Consider the following 19857-nt stretch of genomic DNA (forward strand, 5'->3'; position numbering starts at 1 on the left):
TTCAAGCACCTTAATGCCTCCCTAACGAATGAAGGACCGAACACTCATGGCAAAGAAAAAGATCGACGAAGATGCGCTGGCGGAAGCCTACAACCGCGCCCTTGCGCTCGAAAAAGCCGGCGATATCGACGCTGCGGTCAAGGCCTATGAGGATGTGCTGGCGATCGATCCCGAGGACCACGGCGGCGCAGCCGTGCGCATCGCCTCGATGGGCCGCGGCGAAACGCCGGTGAAAGCGCCGGATGCTTATGTCGAAACCCTCTTCGATCAGCATGCTGAAGTCTTTGAGGACGTGCTTGTCGAGCAGCTTGGCTACCATGTTCCCGTTCTCGTGCGGCAGCGGCTGCAGGCACTCGGCCTCGGCCCCTTCAAGCGCATGCTCGATCTCGGCTGCGGCACCGGCCTGACCGGCGGCACGCTACGCGACATCGTCGAGGACATCACCGGCATCGATATTTCCGAAAACATGGTCGAAGTCGCCCATGAGAAGGATCTCTATGAGACGCTAATCGTCGCCGAAGTCGAGGATTTCCTCGACGACAATGACGAGGAGGCGTTCGATCTGATCACCGCCACCGATGTGCTGCCCTATCTCGGCGCGTTGGAGCCTCTGTTCTTCGGCGCCGCCGAAAACATGACACAGGGCGGCCTCTTCATCTTTTCATCGGAAACCCTGCCCGAGAGCGCAATGGCAGGCCGCCCTTACATGGTCGGTCCGCATCAGCGCTTTGCCCATGCGGAAAGCTACGTGCGCGAACGGCTAACCGCGACCGGCTTCGAACTGATCGAAATCACCGACATCAATGTCCGCATGGAAGACGGCCACCCGACGCCGGGCCATCTGGTGATTGCGCGTCTCGTTGCGGCGTGATCTGACTTATTGAAACCGGCCCGAATAGTTATCCAATTGGATAACTATTCATTGCACTCGATCGCGCGATCTGTTACTTAGCCATTTAGGTAAGTTTCAGCATAAGCCCCGATGCAGGAAAGGTCGTTGCATGTCTCTCATCCTCTATCAGCATCCCCTCGCCTCCTTCTGCCATAAGGTCTTGATCGCGCTTTATGAGAACGGTACGCCCTTCGAGAGCCAGATCATCGATCTCGCCAACGAGGAGTCGCGCGCATCGCTGCTGCGCCTCTGGCCGATCGGCAAATTCCCTGTGCTGCGCGACGAGGCGCTCGACAGCACCATTCCTGAAACCAGTATCATCATCGAATATCTCGACCGACACTATCCCGGCCCGACGCCACTATTGCCGCTCGATCCGACGGATGCGCTCTGCGTCCGCCTCTGGGATCGTTTCTTCGATCTCTATGTGCAGGAACCAATGCAGGCGATCGTCGCCGATATTCGTCGTCCGGAAGAGGAGCGGGATCCCAGAGCCGTCGCGCAGGCGCAGGCGTTGTTGCGCACCGCCTACGGTATGATCGAGCAGCAACTGGGCGAAAAACGTTGGATCGCGGGTGACGCGTTGACAATGGCGGATTGCGCCGCGGCCCCGGCATTGTTCTACGCCGAAACACTCGTCCCCTTCGACGACCAGCAGGTCCGGCTGCAGCAATATTACCAACGCCTACTCGATCGTCCGTCTTTCGCGCGCGTGCTCGAAGAGGCGATACCCTACTTCCATTTCTATCCCTATAGCCAAAAGCTGCCCGCCCGTTTCCGTCCGGAACAGCCGCATGCTTGACGATCCTCTTGCGCTCGATCGCATGTTCCAGGCCCTATCGGATCAAAGCCGGCGCGGCATGATCGACCGTCTCGGCCGCGGTCCCGCCTCGGTAATGGAATTAGCCCAGCCGTTCGCCATGGCACTGCCGACCGTGATGAAACATCTGCACGTATTGGAGACGAGCGGTCTGGTGCATTCGGAAAAGATCGGCCGGGTGCGGACCTACCAACTCCGGAAGGAGGCGTTGGATTCGGTCGAGCGCTGGATCGCCGAGCGCAAAGCGGGATGGAACAGGACCTTCGACCGGCTCGACCAATTCCTAGCCGACAATTCCGAGGAGACAGCGGTGAAATGACCGGGAGAACGACGGAACATACGACACTGACCATAGAGCGCCACTTCAAGGCGCCGCTGTCACGCGTCTTCGGCGCATGGGCGGTGGCTGAGAACAAGCGCCAGTGGTTCGCTTGCCATGGGGATTGGACACCACTGGAATTCCAGCTCGACTTCCGTCCCGGCGGCAATGAAAGCAACCGCGTGGCTTCGACGGACGGCGTGATACACGCCTATCAGGGCCGCTACATCGATATCGTACCGAACGAACGCATTATCTACGTCTTTGACATGATGCTCGACGACAAGCGCATCTCGGTGTCGCTGGCCACTGTTACCTTCGCTCCGGCGCCCGGCAGCACGATAATGCTGTTCACCGAGCAGGTGGTTTTTCTCGATGGCTACGGCGACAATGGCTCGCGGCTGATGGGTACGGAAATCGGCTTTGACAACCTTCGACTCTATGTCGAGGGTGATGAAAGCAGGCCGAACTAGCCTGCTCGCGCATCCCCCAGGATCGTCGCCGGCAACTGGCCTTCACCTCGGCCAGCGCCGGATCACCGTGCCGATTGCTTGGTCGCGTTACGAGCCGGAAACGACCTTCAGATTGCCGCCATGGCTGCCGCCGGCAAAAATATGCTTCGCCCCGAATTCATTGCGGAAGCCGGCTCGCTGTTCCTCGCGGGATAACCCAAGCTCCGGAAACAGCAGTTCAGCGACGCGATAGGCCTCTTCCAGATGCGGATAGCCGGAGCCGATCACGGTTTCGATGCCGATATCCTGATACTCGCGCAGCCTTGCCGCCACGGTCTTCGGCGACCCGACCAGGGCCGTGCCGGCACCGGCGCGCACGAGGCCGACGCCCGCCCAAAGGTTTGGCGAAACCTCCAGCTTGTCGCGGCGGCCGCTATGAAGAGCCGCCATGCGCCTCTGACCAACGGAGTCGGATTGATTGACGAATTGCTCCTGCGCTTCCCGGATCGTCTCATCGTCGAGCTTGGAGATCAGTCGGTCGGCGGCCGCCCACGCCTCCTCGTCCGTCTCGCGGACAATGAAGTGCAGGCGGATACCGAAGCTGACTTCACGACCCTTACGGGCGGCGGCGGCGCGTACCTTCTTCACTTTCTCGGCCACTTGCGCCGGCGGCTCGCCCCAAGTCAGATATTTGTCGACGCGGCCGACCGAAAATTCGATGCCGGCATCCGAGGAGCCGCCGAAATAAAGTGGCGGACGCGGCGCCTGTACCGGCGGCAATCCCAGCCTTGCGTTGGTCGCCTTGATATACTTGCCATCGAACGTCGAGCTACCCTTCTCCAGCAGCTCTTCCCACACGGTAAAGAACTCGTCGGCATGGGCATAGCGCTCATCATGCTCGAGATGGATACCGTCACCGGCCAATTCGGCGGGGCTGCCGCCAACCACGATGTTGAGCAGCACGCGACCGTTGGAAACGCGATCGAGCGTCGAGGCGAGACGAGCATAATAGGCCGGCGACGCCGTGCCCGGACGGATGGCGACCAGGAACTTCAGCTTCTGTGTGTGCGCAGACAGGGCCGCCGCGGTGACGAAGGACTCCTCGCAGGAGACGCCGGTCGGCAGCAACACGCCGGAAAAGCCGAGCCGATCGACCGCCTGGGCGATCTGCGTCAAATAGCCAATTTCCGGCCCACGATTGAGATCGTTCGAGCCGAGATAGGTGCCGTCGCCCGAGGTCGGAATGAACCACAGGAAGTCGATGGGTTTGGCGGTTGCGGTCATGATATGTCGTGTCTCCTGGACGCGTTTGATCGGGAGCCCACCTGCGGAGGCCTGTATCGGAATATTGGCATAGACTACCGATTATATCGACAATATGGATTTTCATTTGTGGTCGGCTTGGCGGAATATTTTTCCCGGCGCTGCCCACTCCATCACGTTTCGGCCGCGAGCCATGTCGGTGACAAATCGGCCTTTCGCCCCCTTCGCCTTTCCGCTAAGCCTTCAGGCAAAATTTTTGGAAGGAGTCTTCGCGAATGGCAAAGGTCGCTTTTATCGGCATGGGCGTCATGGGCTATCCCATGGCGGGGCATCTGAAGGTCAAGGGCGGTCATGACGTCACCGTCTATAACCGTACCGTCGCCAAGGCGGAGGCCTGGGCCAAACAATTCGACGGCAAGTTTGCCTCGACACCTGCTGCTGCGGCCGAAGGCGCGGATTTCGTATTCACCTGCGTCGGCAATGACGAGGACCTGCGTTCGGTAACGATCGGCAAGGATGGCGTTCTCTCCGGTATGAAGGCGGGCGCCGTCCTGATCGACAATACGACGGCAAGCGCCGAAGTCGCCCGCGAACTCTATGCCGCAGCCAAGGAAAAAGGCGTGGACTTCATCGACGCCCCCGTCTCCGGCGGTCAGGCCGGCGCGGAAAACGGCGTGCTGACCGTCATGTGCGGTGGCGATGAGGCGGTCTTCGAAAGAGCAAAGCCCGTGATTGACGCCTATGCCCGCATGGTCGGCCTCATGGGTGCCGTCGGCGCAGGCCAGCTCACCAAGATGATCAACCAGATCTGCATCGCCGGCATCGTTCAGGGCCTCGCCGAAGGCATCCATTTCGGCAAGCAGGCGGGCCTGGATATCGAAAAGGTGGTGGAGGTCATCTCCAAGGGCGCGGCCGGTTCCTGGCAGATGGAAAACCGTCACAAGACGATGAATGTCGGCAAATACGACTTCGGCTTTGCCGTCGACTGGATGCGCAAGGACCTCGACATTGTGCTGGCGGAAGCGCGCCGCAACAAGGCCAAACTGCCGCTGACCGCCCTGGTCGATCAGTTCTACGGCGACGTCCAGGCCATGGGCGGCAACCGCTGGGACACGTCGTCGCTGCTGGCACGCTTGGATAAGAAGTGAAACGACTTGGCGTCGGAAGCGATGATACCAACCGGGAAATATCGCTTCCGCGCTATGCTACCAGCCGAACTTAATCGTCGCTCGACTTCGCGTTCTCCAGGAGCATGTAATCCAGCGGCAGTTCCGTCGAATACTTGATCTGTTCCATGGCGAATGCCGAGGATACGTCGCGAATTTCGATCTTGGCGATCATGCGCTTGTAGAACGCGTCATAGGCGGCAATATCCGGCACGACGACGCGCAGCAGATAATCGACATCGCCGCTCATGCGATAGAATTCCACCACTTCCGGGAAGTCGGCGATCACTTCGGAAAAGCGCTTCAGCCACTCGATCGAGTGACTGTTGGTGCGGATCGAGACGAAAACGGTGACCTTGGTGTTGACCTTTTCGGGGTCCAGCAGAGCGACGCGACGGCGGATGACGCCATCCTCTTCCATCTTCTGGATACGGCGCCAGCATGGTGTCGTCGACAGTCCGACCTTTTTGGCGAGATCGGCCACGGCCAGAGTGGAATCCTCCTGCAGCAGGCGCAGGATTTTGCGGTCAAGACGGTCCATTTCGAGTGCCCTTTCGAATTATATTCTCTCTATAGCGCATTTTTGCCAGAGGAAAAGAAACTTGTTTCACAAAACAAGGATTTTCACACGTTCTCGCAAAACGGGCAGCAGCTCCGCTTCGAACCAAGGATTGCGTTTTAGCCAGCCGCTGTTGCGCCAACTCGGATGCGGCAATGGCAAAACGGCCGGCGATTGGTTGGTGAGGAGATAACGCCGCCACTCCGAAACGGTTTCCGTCATCGACGCCATTCGCGCCGGGCCGAGATGCCATGCCTGGGCATATTGGCCGATCGTAAGGACGAGCTCGATTTGCGGCATCGCGTCGATAGTCTTTTGACGCCAGAGCGGCGCGCATTCCTTGCGCGGCGGCAAATCGCTGCCTGCATCGTCGTAGCCGGGAAAGCAGAACCCCATCGGCACAATGGCGAAATGATCAGGATTGTAGAAACTATCGCGATCGACGCCCAACCATTGCCGCAGCCGGTCGCCGGAAGCGTCATTAAATGGCAAGCCGCTCTCATGCACCCGCAGCCCCGGTGCCTGCCCGGCAATCAGAATACGCGCGGTCGCCGACAATACGGCAACCGGCCTCGGCTCATGCGGCAATCGGTCGGCCTCCCCGCGCAGTGGCGTGTCCCGGCAGACGCGGCAAGCGGCGATGGCCTTGTCCAGCGCCTGCAACTCTTCCTGCCGCGCCATCAGCGATCCCATCCAATAAATCGTCGAAAATAGTCGCCCAACCCGGCCAGCGGATCACCGCCGCCCGCCATCCGCTCCTCGCGCCGATAGTCGCGCGGCCGCTCGAAATCGCCGGCCCACAGCCCCGCCTTCGCCTGCCGCGCCTCAGCTTCCTCGGCAGCATAACCGCCGTACGAAACCGCCATGCCGCTGCGCACCATCGCGCCATTGATGTCGACGTCGCCGGCTTTACAGGTCACCAGCGGCCGGCCGTACCGATCATGTTCGCTTCCCCGACATTCTGCCGCGCCCGTCTTCATTAATTTATCAAGCGCCTTGCGAGCCTCTTCACCGCAGGCCCAATTCACGTCGGCGCGCTGACATTGCTGCCGATATTCCGGCGCATCGATACCGAGCAGACGAAAACGATCACCATCGCGGGCGAGCGTATCGCCATCAACGACATAAAAACTTCCAGTTTGAATGAGTTCCGGGCGATTGTTCATCTTCAACGCCAGCAAACCGAGCAGTGCCAGCAACGCGAATGTGGTCACGCCGTCACGAAAAAGCCGGCCAGACCGCGTCACGCTTTTGCCTCCTTAAAGAACAAACCCTTGGCAAAGATGGCAAACAAATCATTTCTGAGCAGCATCTTCTTAAGGTTTGGCCGCTAGTCTGTAACCCTTGGCAGGCCAAACTTCAACGTAGCTATGAGCACCGGCGTCAGCACATCGACAGATAAAATCATCGTCGACCGATCGCGCAGTCACCGTAACCGGGCTGTATCGAAAGCGGTGCGGCAGACGCGCGAGCGCCTGCAATCCGGCCACAGCAGCAGCTTCGACCGAGAAGTCATGATGATGCATGTCGACACCCTCCTGCAGGGTGCCTCGGTCATGCCGATCTTCGTCGTCCTCGTCGCCGCGATCGGCGTCTATCTCGCAGGCGACGCGCATATCTTTATCTGGGCCATCCCGACCCTCTCGGCACATGCCGTCAACATGCTGCTCGGCCGGCGCGCAAAAAAACGCGAAATGACCGCCGAGAGTGCCAGAAAATGGCGCCAATTGCTATTGCTCGGCCAACTCCTCATCGGCTTTTGCTGGGCATACTTCGCCATGCAGACCTGCCCGACCTGCGGCGGCGACGGTTTTGCGCTCTATAAAGGCGCGACGCTGCTGGTGGGGATCTGCGTCACGGCGATGGCGAATTTCATGCTGCCGCGCGCCGTGCCCTTCTCCTTCGGGCCGGCCATCGTGGTGCTTGCCGTCAGAGCGGTGCTGACGCGCAATCCGATCGATGTTGCCCTCACCGCCGCCGTCGCCGTCGCCGTCATCTTCTTCACCTTCATTACCAACCGCATGTTTCAGTCGAACCTCAAGATCCTCTCCTTCCAGTCGGAAAAGGACGATCTGATTGCCGAGCTGGAAGTCGCGAAATCCATGTCGGATGAAGCACGTCGGCGCGCAGAAGAGGCAAACCTCGCTAAATCGCGCTTCCTGGCCTCGATGTCGCATGAACTCAGAACACCGCTCAACGCCATCCTCGGCTTCTCCGAAGTCATGTCGGCGGAGGTGATGGGACCGCTGAACAACGCCACCTATCGCGAATACACCACTGACATCCATCGCTCCGGGCAGCACCTTCTCAACCTGATCAATGAGATCCTCGACCTCTCCCGCATCGAGGCCGGCAAATATGAGCTGAACGAGGAAGCAATTTCGCTGCTGGATGTGGCGGAGGATTGCATCGGCATGGTGCAGTTGCGCGCGCGTGGCAAGAACATCTCCATCGCGTCGCAGTTCGAGCCGCAACTTCCCTCGGTCTGGGCGGATGAGAAATCCATGCGCCAGGTGATCCTCAATCTTCTCTCGAATGCGGTAAAATTCACCCCGCAAGGCGGAGAGATCAGCGTCAAAGTCGGTTGGACTGCCGGCGGCGGTCAATATGTGGCGATCAGGGACAACGGTCCGGGCATTCCCGAAGAAGAGATACCGGTGGTTCTTTCCGCTTTCGGCCAGGGCTCGATCGCCATCAAAAGCGCCGAACAAGGCACCGGCCTCGGCTTGCCGATCGTTCAGGCGATCCTCGCCAAACATGACGGCCAGTTCATGCTGAAGTCCAAGCTGCGCGAAGGCACGGAGGTCATCGCCATTCTGCCAGCCAAACGAGTGCTGCAAAGCCTGCCAGCCGTCGAGGACGCGCCCTTGGTCGAACGCCGCAAGAAGAGCTTCGCGTGACGCTCAGCCCATAAATTTGCTAGCGGAAAAACAGATGGCTGGCGATCGTATAGAGAAGATAGAGGCCGGAAGCGACCAGCATGCAGAGGACGGCAAAGGAGCCGAGATCTTTGGCATGCTTGCCGACGTTGGAAATCTCCGGTGAAATCCGGTCGATGACTTCTTCCACTGCCGTATTCATCGCCTCTACGGCAAAAACGCCGAGAAACAGCACGACGGCAATCATGAGTTCCGCAAGCGTTGCGCCAACCGCGACGAGCAGGATCAATCCAACGGCTGCGAACAGCAGTTCCTGCCGGAAGGCCGATTCCTGCAGCAGGCGCTGAAAGCCACCCCAGGAATAACCGGCAGCGGCAAAGAAATGCCGGATACCCGTTTCCTTGGTTACCGCTGATTTCGAAAACTCGGCCATCCCTGCCCCGCTGCAATGTCCAAACCGCAATTTAGCAGCCTTGCGAATACCGTCTCGCCATTCCCAAGGCAAGCCGGCAACCGACTCGGCCAGAAAAATCATTACAGTTTTATGACATAGATCGAAAGTCGGTCGGAATTTTGGAGGCGGAACGCTTAATTACGCGTTCCGCCGTTTTCGTTCGTCAGTGCTTGTTGGCGACGCCGGCGCTTTCGAAGGTCGCCATGCCGGAATGGCAGGCAGCGGCAGCCTTGACGATGCCGGCGGCAAGCGCTGCACCCGTGCCTTCGCCAAGCCGCATGCCAAGCGCCAGCAGCGGCGTCTTGCCGAGCTTGTCGATGGCTTTGATGTGCCCCGGTTCGGCCGAAACGTGGCCGATCAAGCAATGGTCGAGAGCCGACGGATTGGCGGCCTTGAGGATCGAAGCAGCAGCAGTTGCGACATAGCCATCGATAATGACGGGGATACGCTCCATGCGGGCGGCGAGGATGGCGCCAGCCATGGCAGCGATCTCGCGGCCGCCGAGGCGGCGCAGCACTTCCAACGGATCGGAAAGATGGTCGCGGTGCAGCGCCACAGCCCGTTCGACGGCGTCGACCTTGCGCTTCAGCATCTCGCCTTCCGAACCCGTTCCGGGTCCAACCCATTCCGCCGCCGAGCCGCCGTAGAGCGCATAGTGGATGGCAGCCGCGATCGTCGTGTTGCCGATGCCCATTTCGCCGACGCAGAGCAGATCCGTGCCGCCGGCAATCGCCTCCATGCCGAAGGCCATGGTCGCGGCGCAATCGCGTTCGCTGAGAGCCGGCTCTTCGGTAATGTCGGCGGTCGGGAAATCCAGTGCCAGATCGAAGACCTTCAGGCCGAGATCATAGGCCACACAGATCTGGTTGATGGCTGCGCCGCCAGCGGCGAAATTCTCCACCATCTGCCGTGTTACGGCTGGCGGAAACGGCGTGATGCCCTGCTTGGTGACGCCATGATTGCCGGCAAAGATCGCCACGAGCGGCCGGTTGACGGCCGGCGCACGGCCGGTCCAGGCAGCGAGCCAAAAAGCAATCTCTTCCAGACGGCCAAGAGCACCCGGCGGCTTGGTGAGCTGTGCGTCACGCTCGCGCGCAGCGACAAGCGCCCGGGAATCCGGACCCGGAAGGTCGCGCAGCAGCGTGCGGAAATCGTCGAATGGCAGGCCGGTAACGCTCATGAATGCCGTTCCTTGTCTTTTGGTCTCAAATCAGGTTCTTTGCGTGCGACTCTATTAGTCTTCGGCACCGGCGCGAACAACTCCAAAAACGTCCGATGCTGTCGCAGGAATAGCGGGGAGAGGATGAATATTCGGGAATACACAGGCGATACCGCGCGCGCCGTCGCTTTTTTGAGCCGTATTCCCGTGCCGCCGTCTTTCTTTGAGAACTATGACGGCAAGCTTACCCGCGTCTCGCGGACCTTTCCCCTCGCCGGCCTGCTGATTGCCCTGCCCGCAGCAATAGTCTTCGGCACCCTGCTTGCTTTCCACGCCGATCCGCTGATGGCGGCGCTGCTGGCGCTTACAGTTCAGACGATGACGACAGGCGCTCTGCATGAGGATGGCCTGAGCGACATGGCGGATGGTCTTGGCGGCGGCAAGGATCGCGACAAGGCGCTCGCCATCATGAAGGATAGCCGGATCGGCACTTATGGCGCGGTAGCGCTGATTCTCTCTTTCGGACTGCGCGCAGCAGCCCTTGCCGCCATCGCTCGCGGCCTTACACCCTTTGCCGCAGCCCCTGTTCTGCCGGCCACCGCCGCGCTCAGCCGGGGCGCCATGGTCTGGCATTGGTATATTCTGCCTGCCGCCAAGCCGGATGGAATTGCCGCCTCGGCCGGCAAACCGGACTACGGCGCAATGCAGGTGGCACTCATCACCGCGCTGGTACTTTCGGCTTTTCTGCTCTGGCCGGGCCTCAGGCTTCCCGCCTTCATCCTGTACCTTTTGGTCGCCGCAGCCGCGACATTTCTACTCACCCGCCGCGTGCGTGAAAGGCTTTCCGGCCACACCGGCGACACCATCGGTGCGACGCAGCAGATTTGCGAGATCGCCGCCTTCTGTACCCTTGCCATGTGCGTTTGAAGCATCGATATATGCCACTATGCTAACACCCTGCATTCTTGTCTGCTCCATCGATATGAACACCGGCTTTTGCTTCGGCTGCGGACGCACGCGCGAAGAAATCGGCGCATGGATGAACTACAGCGACGATCAGCGACGAGAGATCATGCAGGTCCTGCCGGAACGCCTCGCAACCGTCGAACGCAAGCCGCGTCGGGAAACCCGTCGCCAGCGGTTGGCGCGGGAGCGCAACCCCGTATGAACCGGCTGAACGTTGCCCTCGCCATCATTGGCATCGGTCTCGCGCTTCTCGTCTTCAACAATAGCAGCGGCACGACCTTCGGCATGAACAATGACGACTTTGCCGGCGTCGTCTACCTAGTGCCGCTTGCCCTAGTCATGGGCGCAGGCATTTGGGCGAGCCGCCATACGGCCAGCCAGTCGCTACGCAATCTGCTGATCTGGCTGGTCATCATCATGGCGCTGGCGACCGCCTATATTTACCGCCGCGATGCGCAGCAGGTCGGTGACCGGCTGATGGCCGGCCTTGTGCCCGGACACGCAGTCGTCGTCACGACCAGCGAAGGCGGTCAGGAAGTCATTCTCCACAAGCTGATGAACGGTCATTTCGAGGCGCAAGTGATGATCAACGGCCAGCCGATCGACATGCTCGTCGATACCGGCGCCAGCGCCATCGCATTGTCACAGAAGGACGCCGAGCGCGTCGGCATCATCCCCGAAAACCTTACCTATTCAATGACGGTCATCACGGCCAACGGCCGGGCCAGAGCTGCTCCCGTCCAACTCGGCTCCGTCGCCATCGGCCCGATCCAGCGCCGCGATGTCCAAGCGACCGTCGCCGAAGAGGGCAAGCTCGACCAGAGTCTGCTCGGCATGAGCTTCCTGGAAACACTGGGCTCTATGCAGATGCAGACGGACGAGCTGCGGTTGCGGGATTGAGGGCTTTGAGGGCTTGCGCGGCATACTTCGACGAGGCCCGAAGCATCACGCACCCATTGAACGCTAGGCATGATGCATATGCCATCACAGATCTCGAAAGTTCGACCGTCATGTCGCCAACCAAAACCAACACGACGACGGAGCTTTTGCTCCTGCTCCTGCTCGCGACCTTGTGGGGCGCCTCCTATACTTTCATCAGGATCGGCGTAGCGACGATTCCGCCGATCACCCTGATCGCCGCGCGCACGCTCATCGCCGGCTGCGTACTGTTTGCAATCGTGCTCTGGCGCGGGTTAGAGCTTCCGCACGATCCCGCCACATGGCGGCGCTTCCTCATTCAGGCCTGTTTGAACAGCGTCATTCCCTTCACCCTGATCGCCTGGGCCGAGCGAACGGTGGATGCCGGTCTGGCGACCATACTGAATTCCACCACACCGATCTTCACCTTCCTGCTGGCGGCGACCCTGCTGCGCAATGAGCGCGTCACCGCACGCAAGCTCTTTGGTATCGCGGTCGGATTGACGGGCATCTGCTTCATCATCGGCGTCGACGCGTTGAACGGTTTCGGCCAGCAATTGCCGGCACAACTTGCCGTGATCGCGGCATCGATTTGCTATGGCGGTGCCGCTCTGTTCGGCCGCAATTTCAAGGGCCTCGATCCGATGATGCCTGCAGTCGGCTCGCTTCTTTGCGGCGCCGTCATCCTTATTCCGATCAGCCTCGTTGTGGATCAGCCATGGACGCTTGCGCCTTCGACGGCGTCGATCGCCGCTCTCTTCGCGCTTGCGATCCTGTCGACTGCCCTTGCCTTCTCGATCTATTTCCGGCTGATCCAGACCCTTGGTTCGATCGGCACGACGGCGCAAGCCTACCTGCGCGTCCCGATCGGCGTCGCGATCGGTGCCGTCTTCCTCGGCGAGCCCTTGACCCCGACCGCCGGCATCGGGCTGGTCTGCGTCATCATCGGCGTAATGGCCATGACGATGACACCCCTAAGGAAAGCCGCGCAGGGATGAACGGGCCGGCTCGAAGCTAGATCAACAACGACAAATCGTCCCAAACGAAGATGATGTTGTCCGAGCGCCAAATCGGGCCGGGATCGATATAGCGTCCTGCCATCCGTCCGCCCAGCGACCAGTAAAACGCGATTGCCGGTTCGTTGCCGGCAACGACGCCCAGGGCGGCGCCGGGATAGTGGAGATCGGCAAGATGCCGCGCCAGTTCCCGCATCAAACGACGGCCGAGGCCCTGACGTTTCAGGGAGGGATCGATGTAGAGAGATCGTATTTCCCCGCGCCCTTCGAAGAAGACATACGACGGTGCACCAACCGCGCCGATGCCAACCAGCCGATCGCCTTGCTCTGCAAGCAGCACCAATTGATCACGGCCGGGCTCGGCCAATGTCGCCGCCCATCTGGCTTGCCGATGGGCCTCATCGAGCCTGCGAAAAGCCTCGGGGGATGCCAACGTCCGATAGGTTTCTCGCCATACGGTGACATGCAGATTGGCCATCGCTGCCGCATCTTCGGGAAGAGCCGATCGAATATTGACGTCCATCCTCGATCAGCCGCCTTTCAATAAGACGCTTCGCAGCGCTCCCACAAGATAGAGCGACCCGGTCACGAGAACCCAGCCGTTATTCTGCGCCGCCATCGCCGCGGCGCGGTCCAACGCCTTTCGCACATCAGGCTCGGAGTCGCACGCCATTCCCATGGAGGTTGCCACTGCCTCCAGCTCATTGGCCGGATGAAACCGGCCGGCCCCACCCGCTTCCGTGAACAGTGCATAGGCAGCGTAGCGAGACAGCACGGTCAAGAACCCAGTGGCATCCTTGTCGGACCCCAGCGCAACAATAGCGATACACCCGCCGCTGAACTCGCTATCGCGGCTGATATCCCGCAAAACGGCCTCGATATTGAATGGAACATGCGCGCCATCCATCACCATCGGTACCGTTCGCGGAGCCGCGTTCGGAGCTGCGGGCAGTTCGAAGGCAAACCGCTCCATTCGTCCCGGCAGATGCGCGCTATCCCTGACCGCCTGATCAAGCAGCCGTGCACTGACTGGAATGTCTGGTTGAGCACCGTCGCGCACGCATTCACCACGCTGTCCCAAATAATCCAGAACTAGGCCGGCCAATGCAGCATTCCGGTCCTCTATCGTTGCATCATCGGGAAAATCAGTGCGCAATACGGGACAACCAAGCTCGTCTGCGCGCTGCTGCACAACCTGGCCCGCAGCATCGGAGACAGGAAGTGTCGTCGCGAGCGCCGCGCCGGGCTTCAATATACCCACCTTCTCGCGGGCGATCGCCTCGCGTGTGCTGCCGAGGATCTCCGTATGCTCGAGCTCGATATTGGTGACGACGGCGACCTCGCCAAAGACGATATTGGTGGAGTCCAGCCGGCCGCCAAGCCCGACTTCCACAACCACCCAATCCAGACCGGCGTCTCGGAATGCAAGAAAGGCGGCAGCCGTGATCACGTCGAACCATGTGGCGTCTTCGCCGGCCGTCGCTTCCCGCTTTGCAGACTCGTAGCAATCCAGCGTCTGTTCCACTGCGCTCGCCAGCGCATCGTCTTCGACCGCTCGGCCCAAAACGCTGATCCGCTCGTTCACACGGTCGACATGCGGCGAGCCATAACGACCGACCTTCCATCCTACATGCAGCAAGGCAGCCTCGATGAGTGCAGAAACGGACCCCTTGCCTTTGGTCCCGCCGACATGAATGGCGCGGAAACTTTTGTGGGGGTTACCTAGCCTCTGCATGAGATCGAGGATCGGGTCGAGACCGACACGCATCTCTCCGCGCGGCTTACGCTCCCAATTGGTCAGCAGATCGAGGCGCGAGAGGACATCAGATAGTGAACGGGGCTGGGGGATTGTGGGCATGGAACACCTGCAGCAAGGCTCGCATTGGTCGCCCAGGCGCGCGGCTTGCCATCTTGTTTCGCCAGTGACGTGGACATCAAATCTATGAACCGCGGAGATGGCGATTGCAACCCATGTGCTTGCGGGAAAGCGCCTATCAATCAGTTCCTTAACCGATATCCCGTTTTGAAAATCCACCCGAGGGTCGCCAGGCAGATCAAGAGGAAAAACGTGATCATCGCAAGGCTCAGCACCGGGTTGACGTCGGCGATGCCAAAGAAGCTCCAACGGAAACCACTGACGAGATAAAGAACAGGATTGAGGTGACTGACGGCCTGCCAGAAGGGCGGCAGCATGTTGATGGAATAGAAGCTGCCGCCAAGGAAGGTCAGCGGCGGCACGACCAGCATGGGAATAAGGTTGAGCTGCTCGAAATTCCCCGCCCAAATGCCGATCATGAAGCCGAACAGGCTGAAGGTCACCGCCGTCAGCACGAAGAACAGGATCATCATGAATGGATGTTCGATGGTGATGTGCACAAAGAAGTTCGCCGTCAGCAGGATGATCAGCCCGATCAGCATCCCCTTGGTCGCAGCAGCGCCGACGTAGCCAAGAACGATTTCCGTCATGGCGACGGGTGCGGAAAGAACCTCGTAGATCGTGCCGGTGAACTTCGGGAAATAGATGCCGAAGGAACCGTTGCTGATGCACTGGCTAAGCAGCGTCAGCATGATCAGGCCCGGTGTGATGAAAGCCCCGTAGGATACGCCCTCCACCAGTTGGATGCGCGAGCCGATCGCGGCGCCGAAGACGATGAAATAGAGCGAGGTGGAAATGACCGGCGAGACGACGCTCTGCAGCAGCGTGCGGCGCGTGCGGGCCATCTCGAACGCATAGATGGATTTGATCGCCTCGAAGTTCATTTGTCTTCTCCCACCAGCGATACGAAGATGTCTTCGAGCGAGCTCTGCCGCGTCGACAGGTCTTTGAAATGAATACCCGCGGCCGCCAGACGCGACAGCAAGGCGGCAATGCTCGACTGCTCGTGTTCGGCATCGTAGTCGTAGATCAACGTCGTGCCATTCGGCCCCAGCGACAGGCCATTGCCATCGAGATGATGCGGAACGGCATCCAGTGGCTGCAAGAGATCGAGGATGAGCTGTTTGCGGCCGAGCTTGGCCATCAAGGCCTTCTTCTCTTCCACCAACAGTAGCTTGCCGCCATTGATGACGCCGACACGGTCGGCGATCTCCTCGGCTTCCTCGATGTAATGCGTCGTCAGGATGATGGTGACGCCGGAAGCCCGCAGCCGCTCGACGACGTGCCACATATCTTTGCGCAGCGTCACATCGACGCCCGCCGTCGGCTCGTCCAGGAAAAGGATCTCGGGCTCGTGCGACAGCGCCTTGGCGATCAGGACGCGCCGCTTCATGCCTCCGGAGAGCTGACGCAGCATATTGTCTCTCTTATCCCAGAGCGACAGGTCACGCAGCACCTGCTCGATATGCGCGGGATTCGGTTTCTTGCCGTGCAGGCCGCGTGAAAAGCTGACTGTGTTCCACACGGTTTCGAACTGATCGGTCGTCAGCTCCTGCGGCACAAGGCCGATCATGGTGCGCGTGGCGCGGAACTCCTTGACGACATCGTGACCGCCGACGGTCACCGTGCCGCCGCTCGGATTGGTGATTCCGCAGACAATGGAGATCATCGTCGTCTTGCCCGCGCCATTCGGCCCGAGCAGCGCCAGAATCTCGCCTTTCTCGACGTCGAGATCAACGCCCTTCAGTGCCTGAAACCCATTAGAATAGGTTTTGGTAAGATTACGGATGGAAATGATCGGGGCCATGATGGAGGCGAAGTCCGGCTTTTCTGGTTAGTTTTGCGGCGTTTGCCCGCTATATAGCCGTGTCTGAGGCTTTTATCACCCAGCCGAAATGAAACACTGTGTTCGCCCAAAGGAAAGAACCAGACAACAGGCTGTCATTAAACCGTGACCTTCCTCGGGCATATCTTCCCTAGGTGAGCAACGACTGTCGCACTCCGCCCAACGCCTCTTGGCGACAGCGTCGGCGCCGATGATATTTGCAGATTGATTGCCTTAGCATTCATATTGCATGCGCCATTGCGACATAGAATTCTTTTTCTGGAGCCAGCAAAGATCCCCTGTCGTTGCTGTGCGCCACTCCAGCCGGCCCTGCGCCGGCTTTTCTTTTGCCGGCGATCGATCCCCAACTACCAGGCGCCCACCAACTACCAGGCACCGTTGACGCCGCAGCCTGCCGGCGGCAGGGTCTTGTTTTCGAAGCGCGCCTTCAACATCTCGCAGCCCTTTTCACGTATCGGGCCTGGCATCATCGAGTTAAGGCCGATGCCGACCTCATCGAACGGATCGTTGGCATAGGCAACATAGGCATACCAGCGCCCGCCGATGACAAGAACGATCGCAATGAGAGCGGCGACCAAGGCCTTCCCCAGGCCTCTCTTCCTTCTCGGCGCTTCTTCCATAAACAACTCCCCCACTTTGGCTGGCACGGTTATAGGGAACTACAAGAATGCAGGTAAATGCAACTTCTTGCCCACAGGATTCCGCAGTGAGCCATTGCGATTTTTCTCGCAACGCTCCTCAAGCGCTTTTTGATTTTTTCTGAGAGCGGGCCGGACGAGCGGCACGCGCCGCCGTATTCAGTGCCACCGCCGCGCGAATGAGTGCCTTCAATGCCTCTTCATCGATCTTGTCGCCCTCGTGGAAATCGATGGCACGCCTAGTATTGCCTTCCATGCTGGAGTTGAAAAGGCCTGATGGGTCCTCCAACGAGGCGCCCTTAGCGAAGGTCATCTTCACGACATTCTTGTAGGTCTCGCCGGTGCAGATGATTCCATCATGCGACCATACCGGGACCCCTCTCCACTTCCACTCCTCGACCACTTCGGGGTCCGCTTGCTGAATGAGAGTTCGGACCCGAGCGAGCGTTTCGCCCCGCCAATCACTCAGCTCCTTGATTCTTCCATCTATCAGAAGAGAGGGAGAGTCCTCTGCCGTTCCTTCCTTCGGATCACTCTTCGCCATGCTTGTCGTCGCTTTCTTAATGGATATCGTCCCCCTGTCATTTGAGCATACAACACGCTTATGCCGCAGTGCCCATCACATTCGTTCGCCGGATAATTGGCTGGCTTGCTTTATCCAGGCAGCAAGCTGAGCTTCGTCAAGCTGATCGCCCTCGTGGATGTTGAGATAGCGCGTGTCGTTGCTCTTGGAATCGCCGGGAGGGACGGGAGCGAGCGACGTGCCACGGAAGAAGGCAACTTTAATGTATTTCGTGAAGCAATGGATACCGAGGAACCAGCCTTGGCCTTCCATCCCATAGAGCGGCGAGTTCCATTTGACCGCCTTCTGCACACCCGGAACGGTGCGCTCGATGAGCGCATCGAGACGGCGGCCGACGTCGCTTTTCCAGTCCGGCATGGCGGCAATATAGGCCTGTACGGGGGCGTCACCCTCACCCTTAGCGATCTGCGGATTGCCACCTGCAAGAAGAGTGGCGCCAGCGTTGCTCGGCTTGGCCGTCTTCTCCGCGACTTTCTTTGACCTGATGGACGTCTTCTCAGTCATTGCGTTCACTCCATCGATAGACGGACAACTATCAAGATTGCTTGATTTTGTAACGGCGACCTGCTCGGCGTAGTGGCAAACACGCTCGAGATAACAGCTTCTGCGACAACTAGCCTCCCAACCAACGCATTGCCACTATTTGCAGTTCCCGCAAGGTAAGATCTGCATCACAGGCTGCAGTAACGCCGCCCGCCCCTGCGATCCCTCAGATCGAAGTGGAAATGGTTCCAGTGTTCGGCGTTGCTGCCGGGGCCGAGCACAGTGTCGAAATAGTTGCAGCTATCGCTGCGCACCGCCTTCAGAAGCCGGCCCTCACGGAAGGAGAACAGCCCCTTCTTGCGGACATCGATGACGTGTCCGTTTTTCAGGACGAAGGTGCCGACGTCGATGGCATTGCCATGGGCATGTTCCGACATCGGATTGTAGCGTTGCCGGCTATTGTTCATCCGGCGGCAGGAATAACCGCCGAGTGGCACGATCGTGCCGATACCCGTCCAGTAGCGCGTACGGGCCGCCGGGGCCAATTCGTTCTTCACCCATTTTGCAAAGGCAAGCGTTACCTGACAGTTCAATGTCACCGCCGGCTTGACGGCGATATTGCCAGAAAGTCCGCTCAGCGAAACCGGGTAAGGAACCTGGCAGGCCGGGCCATCGGAAATCGGCGGCTTGTCGTTGTAGACGACGCCCATGCGCTGCAATTCCTGCCGGCAGGCGATTTCCGAAGCAGGCATGGCACCGCCGGGCGACGATTGCGGCACTTCCTCCTGCTGTTCGATCCGTGGCATTGGGTTGCCGACACGCGGCAACATGGCGACCTGCACGTTGGGTTGCTGCCGGCGGATCGGCGACTGATTGAGTTCAGCCTGAGCGCTCGGGCGTTGAATAATGGAGCGATTGGCCTGCACGGGCGTATCCGAGCCGATCCCGTCGACGACAGGCTGATCGGTTTCGCCCTCAGCAATATTCTGCCCTTCCTCCTGCGCCAGTCCAACGACCGGTCCGGACTGCGCTTCCTCGCTTGGTCCAACGCCAAGTTCCGCATCCATATTGACGCCCTGAGAGGCCGCATCCGACTGCTGTGCTAAGCCCTGTTCGACGTCCGTGGTCGTCACAGCCTCATTGGCACCAGCCATCGGCAAGCGGCCCTGTTTGGCGGCGGCAGAGGCAGGCATCTTCGCGGCACTCTGCCGGCTGCCGGAGAGATTGTAGGTATTGGCGTAATTGGCTGAGGCGGAGTTAACCGGAGCTTGGTCACCTTGGTAGGTGAACTGCCGCTGCGCCATGCTGCGATGTGGCTTGATCGAGCCGACACGGGCGCTGCTGTCGATGTTCGACGGCGGTACGAGGCTATCAGCCGTGCAGGCGACCAGCGCCGACGACATGAGCAGCGGCAGGACAGCCCGCCGTAGAAAGGACAAATACGCCATACTCCAGATCCGCTCCTGCTGCCCCAGCCACGGTCGGCAACTATTACGAATCTTAAATAAAAACGGTGAATGAATGCTTACCGCCCCACGAAAGCGGGACATTCGCGATGGTCAGAAAAA

The 19857-nt window shown here is 59.7% G+C and carries 24 protein-coding genes; 10 read left to right on the top strand and 14 right to left on the bottom strand.

Annotated features, from left to right (window positions below; translation table 11 throughout):
• Positions 1–46: 46 nt before the first annotated feature.
• The 4 genes from C9E91_RS10780 (at position 47) to C9E91_RS10795 (ending at position 2504) form a co-directional block, all read left to right on the top strand.
• Complete coding sequence (locus C9E91_RS10780) at positions 47–871, top strand: class I SAM-dependent methyltransferase (RefSeq protein WP_107108280.1); 825 nt, start codon at positions 47–49, stop codon at positions 869–871.
• 130 nt (positions 872–1001) lie between these two features.
• Positions 1002–1694, top strand: a complete 693-nt coding sequence (locus C9E91_RS10785) for a glutathione S-transferase family protein (RefSeq protein ID WP_107108281.1) — start codon at positions 1002–1004, stop codon at positions 1692–1694.
• Positions 1687–2031, top strand: a complete 345-nt coding sequence (locus C9E91_RS10790) for an ArsR/SmtB family transcription factor (protein ID WP_107108282.1) — start codon at positions 1687–1689, stop codon at positions 2029–2031. Before C9E91_RS10785 ends, C9E91_RS10790 begins: the two co-directional genes overlap by 8 nt.
• Positions 2028–2504 carry an SRPBCC family protein gene (locus C9E91_RS10795; RefSeq protein ID WP_107108283.1) on the top strand — a complete coding sequence of 159 codons (477 nt, stop codon included), beginning with the start codon at positions 2028–2030 and terminating at the stop codon, positions 2502–2504. The genes C9E91_RS10790 and C9E91_RS10795 overlap by 4 nt, the downstream gene beginning before the upstream one ends.
• Before the next feature lie 87 nt (positions 2505–2591).
• Here C9E91_RS10795 and ssuD read toward each other — a convergent pair whose 3' ends face one another.
• Complete coding sequence (gene ssuD, locus C9E91_RS10800) at positions 2592–3767, bottom strand: FMNH2-dependent alkanesulfonate monooxygenase (RefSeq protein ID WP_107108284.1); 1176 nt, start codon at positions 3765–3767, stop codon at positions 2592–2594.
• 254 nt (positions 3768–4021) lie between these two features.
• Between ssuD and C9E91_RS10805 the strand changes: the two genes are divergently transcribed.
• On the top strand, positions 4022–4894 hold the full coding sequence (locus C9E91_RS10805) for an NAD(P)-dependent oxidoreductase (RefSeq protein ID WP_107108285.1): 873 nt from the start codon (positions 4022–4024) through the stop codon (positions 4892–4894).
• Positions 4895–4964: 70 nt separating this feature from the next.
• Here the strand turns inward: C9E91_RS10805 and C9E91_RS10810 are convergent, their stop codons facing one another.
• The 3 genes from C9E91_RS10810 to C9E91_RS10820 all read right to left on the bottom strand — a co-directional run bounded on the left by C9E91_RS10810 (position 4965) and on the right by C9E91_RS10820 (position 6718).
• The gene (locus tag C9E91_RS10810; protein WP_107108286.1) at positions 4965–5453 is read right to left on the bottom strand and encodes an Lrp/AsnC family transcriptional regulator; all 489 of its coding nucleotides are present in this window, start codon (positions 5451–5453) and stop codon (positions 4965–4967) included.
• Positions 5454–5519: 66 nt separating this feature from the next.
• Entirely contained in the window at positions 5520–6152 is a 633-nt protein-coding gene (locus tag C9E91_RS10815) for a uracil-DNA glycosylase family protein (protein WP_107108287.1), read from the bottom strand.
• Entirely contained in the window at positions 6152–6718 is a 567-nt protein-coding gene (locus tag C9E91_RS10820; RefSeq protein ID WP_107108288.1) for a thermonuclease family protein, read from the bottom strand. Before C9E91_RS10820 ends, C9E91_RS10815 begins: the two co-directional genes overlap by 1 nt.
• A gap of 123 nt (positions 6719–6841) precedes the next feature.
• On the opposite strand from C9E91_RS10820, the gene C9E91_RS10825 reads away from it, so the two are divergent.
• On the top strand, positions 6842–8371 hold the full coding sequence (locus tag C9E91_RS10825) for a sensor histidine kinase (RefSeq protein ID WP_107108289.1): 1530 nt from the start codon (positions 6842–6844) through the stop codon (positions 8369–8371).
• A 19-nt stretch (positions 8372–8390) separates the two neighbouring features.
• On the opposite strand, the gene C9E91_RS10830 is transcribed toward C9E91_RS10825, so the two are convergent.
• A complete protein-coding gene (locus C9E91_RS10830; RefSeq protein WP_107108290.1) occupies positions 8391–8783 on the bottom strand; it encodes a diacylglycerol kinase in 393 nt (130 codons plus the stop codon).
• 184 nt (positions 8784–8967) lie between these two features.
• Positions 8968–9984: a nicotinate-nucleotide--dimethylbenzimidazole phosphoribosyltransferase gene (gene cobT / locus C9E91_RS10835; RefSeq protein WP_107108291.1), complete on the bottom strand. Its 1017-nt coding sequence runs from the start codon at positions 9982–9984 to the stop codon at positions 8968–8970.
• A 123-nt stretch (positions 9985–10107) separates the two neighbouring features.
• On the opposite strand from cobT, the gene C9E91_RS10840 reads away from it, so the two are divergent.
• From C9E91_RS10840 to C9E91_RS10855, 4 genes are all read left to right on the top strand, one after another.
• Positions 10108–10890, top strand: coding sequence for an adenosylcobinamide-GDP ribazoletransferase (locus C9E91_RS10840; RefSeq protein ID WP_107108292.1), 783 nt, complete (start codon positions 10108–10110; stop codon positions 10888–10890).
• 19 nt (positions 10891–10909) lie between these two features.
• The gene (locus C9E91_RS10845; protein ID WP_107108293.1) at positions 10910–11131 is read left to right on the top strand and encodes a DUF1289 domain-containing protein; all 222 of its coding nucleotides are present in this window, start codon (positions 10910–10912) and stop codon (positions 11129–11131) included.
• Positions 11128–11829 (top strand): TIGR02281 family clan AA aspartic protease, encoded by a 702-nt coding sequence (locus tag C9E91_RS10850; RefSeq protein WP_107108294.1) that lies wholly within the window; start codon positions 11128–11130, stop codon positions 11827–11829. The genes C9E91_RS10845 and C9E91_RS10850 overlap by 4 nt, the downstream gene beginning before the upstream one ends.
• 110 nt (positions 11830–11939) lie before the next feature.
• A complete protein-coding gene (locus tag C9E91_RS10855; protein WP_107108539.1) occupies positions 11940–12845 on the top strand; it encodes a DMT family transporter in 906 nt (301 codons plus the stop codon).
• Positions 12846–12861: 16 nt separating this feature from the next.
• On the opposite strand, the gene C9E91_RS10860 is transcribed toward C9E91_RS10855, so the two are convergent.
• The 8 genes from C9E91_RS10860 to C9E91_RS10895 all read right to left on the bottom strand — a co-directional run bounded on the left by C9E91_RS10860 (position 12862) and on the right by C9E91_RS10895 (position 19737).
• Complete coding sequence (locus tag C9E91_RS10860) at positions 12862–13386, bottom strand: GNAT family N-acetyltransferase (RefSeq protein WP_107108295.1); 525 nt, start codon at positions 13384–13386, stop codon at positions 12862–12864.
• A 6-nt stretch (positions 13387–13392) separates the two neighbouring features.
• Positions 13393–14898 carry a bifunctional folylpolyglutamate synthase/dihydrofolate synthase gene (locus tag C9E91_RS10865; RefSeq protein WP_348626961.1) on the bottom strand — a complete coding sequence of 502 codons (1506 nt, stop codon included), beginning with the start codon at positions 14896–14898 and terminating at the stop codon, positions 13393–13395.
• On the bottom strand, positions 14862–15623 hold the full coding sequence (locus tag C9E91_RS10870) for an ABC transporter permease (RefSeq protein ID WP_107108297.1): 762 nt from the start codon (positions 15621–15623) through the stop codon (positions 14862–14864). Before C9E91_RS10870 ends, C9E91_RS10865 begins: the two co-directional genes overlap by 37 nt.
• Complete coding sequence (locus tag C9E91_RS10875) at positions 15620–16546, bottom strand: ABC transporter ATP-binding protein (RefSeq protein WP_107108298.1); 927 nt, start codon at positions 16544–16546, stop codon at positions 15620–15622. Before C9E91_RS10875 ends, C9E91_RS10870 begins: the two co-directional genes overlap by 4 nt.
• 404 nt (positions 16547–16950) lie before the next feature.
• Complete coding sequence (locus C9E91_RS10880) at positions 16951–17163, bottom strand: hypothetical protein (RefSeq protein WP_511458131.1); 213 nt, start codon at positions 17161–17163, stop codon at positions 16951–16953.
• 160 nt (positions 17164–17323) lie between these two features.
• Complete coding sequence (locus C9E91_RS10885; protein ID WP_210318803.1) at positions 17324–17767, bottom strand: DUF1801 domain-containing protein; 444 nt, start codon at positions 17765–17767, stop codon at positions 17324–17326.
• 75 nt (positions 17768–17842) lie between these two features.
• A complete protein-coding gene (locus C9E91_RS10890; protein ID WP_107108301.1) occupies positions 17843–18310 on the bottom strand; it encodes a DUF1801 domain-containing protein in 468 nt (155 codons plus the stop codon).
• A gap of 167 nt (positions 18311–18477) precedes the next feature.
• Positions 18478–19737, bottom strand: a complete 1260-nt coding sequence (locus C9E91_RS10895) for an extensin-like domain-containing protein (protein WP_107108302.1) — start codon at positions 19735–19737, stop codon at positions 18478–18480.
• Between the last annotated feature and the right edge of the window lie 120 nt (positions 19738–19857).

The sequence above is a fragment of the Rhizobium sp. SEMIA4064 genome (assembly GCF_003025035.1).
GTDB lineage: Bacteria > Pseudomonadota > Alphaproteobacteria > Rhizobiales > Rhizobiaceae > Rhizobium > Rhizobium paranaense.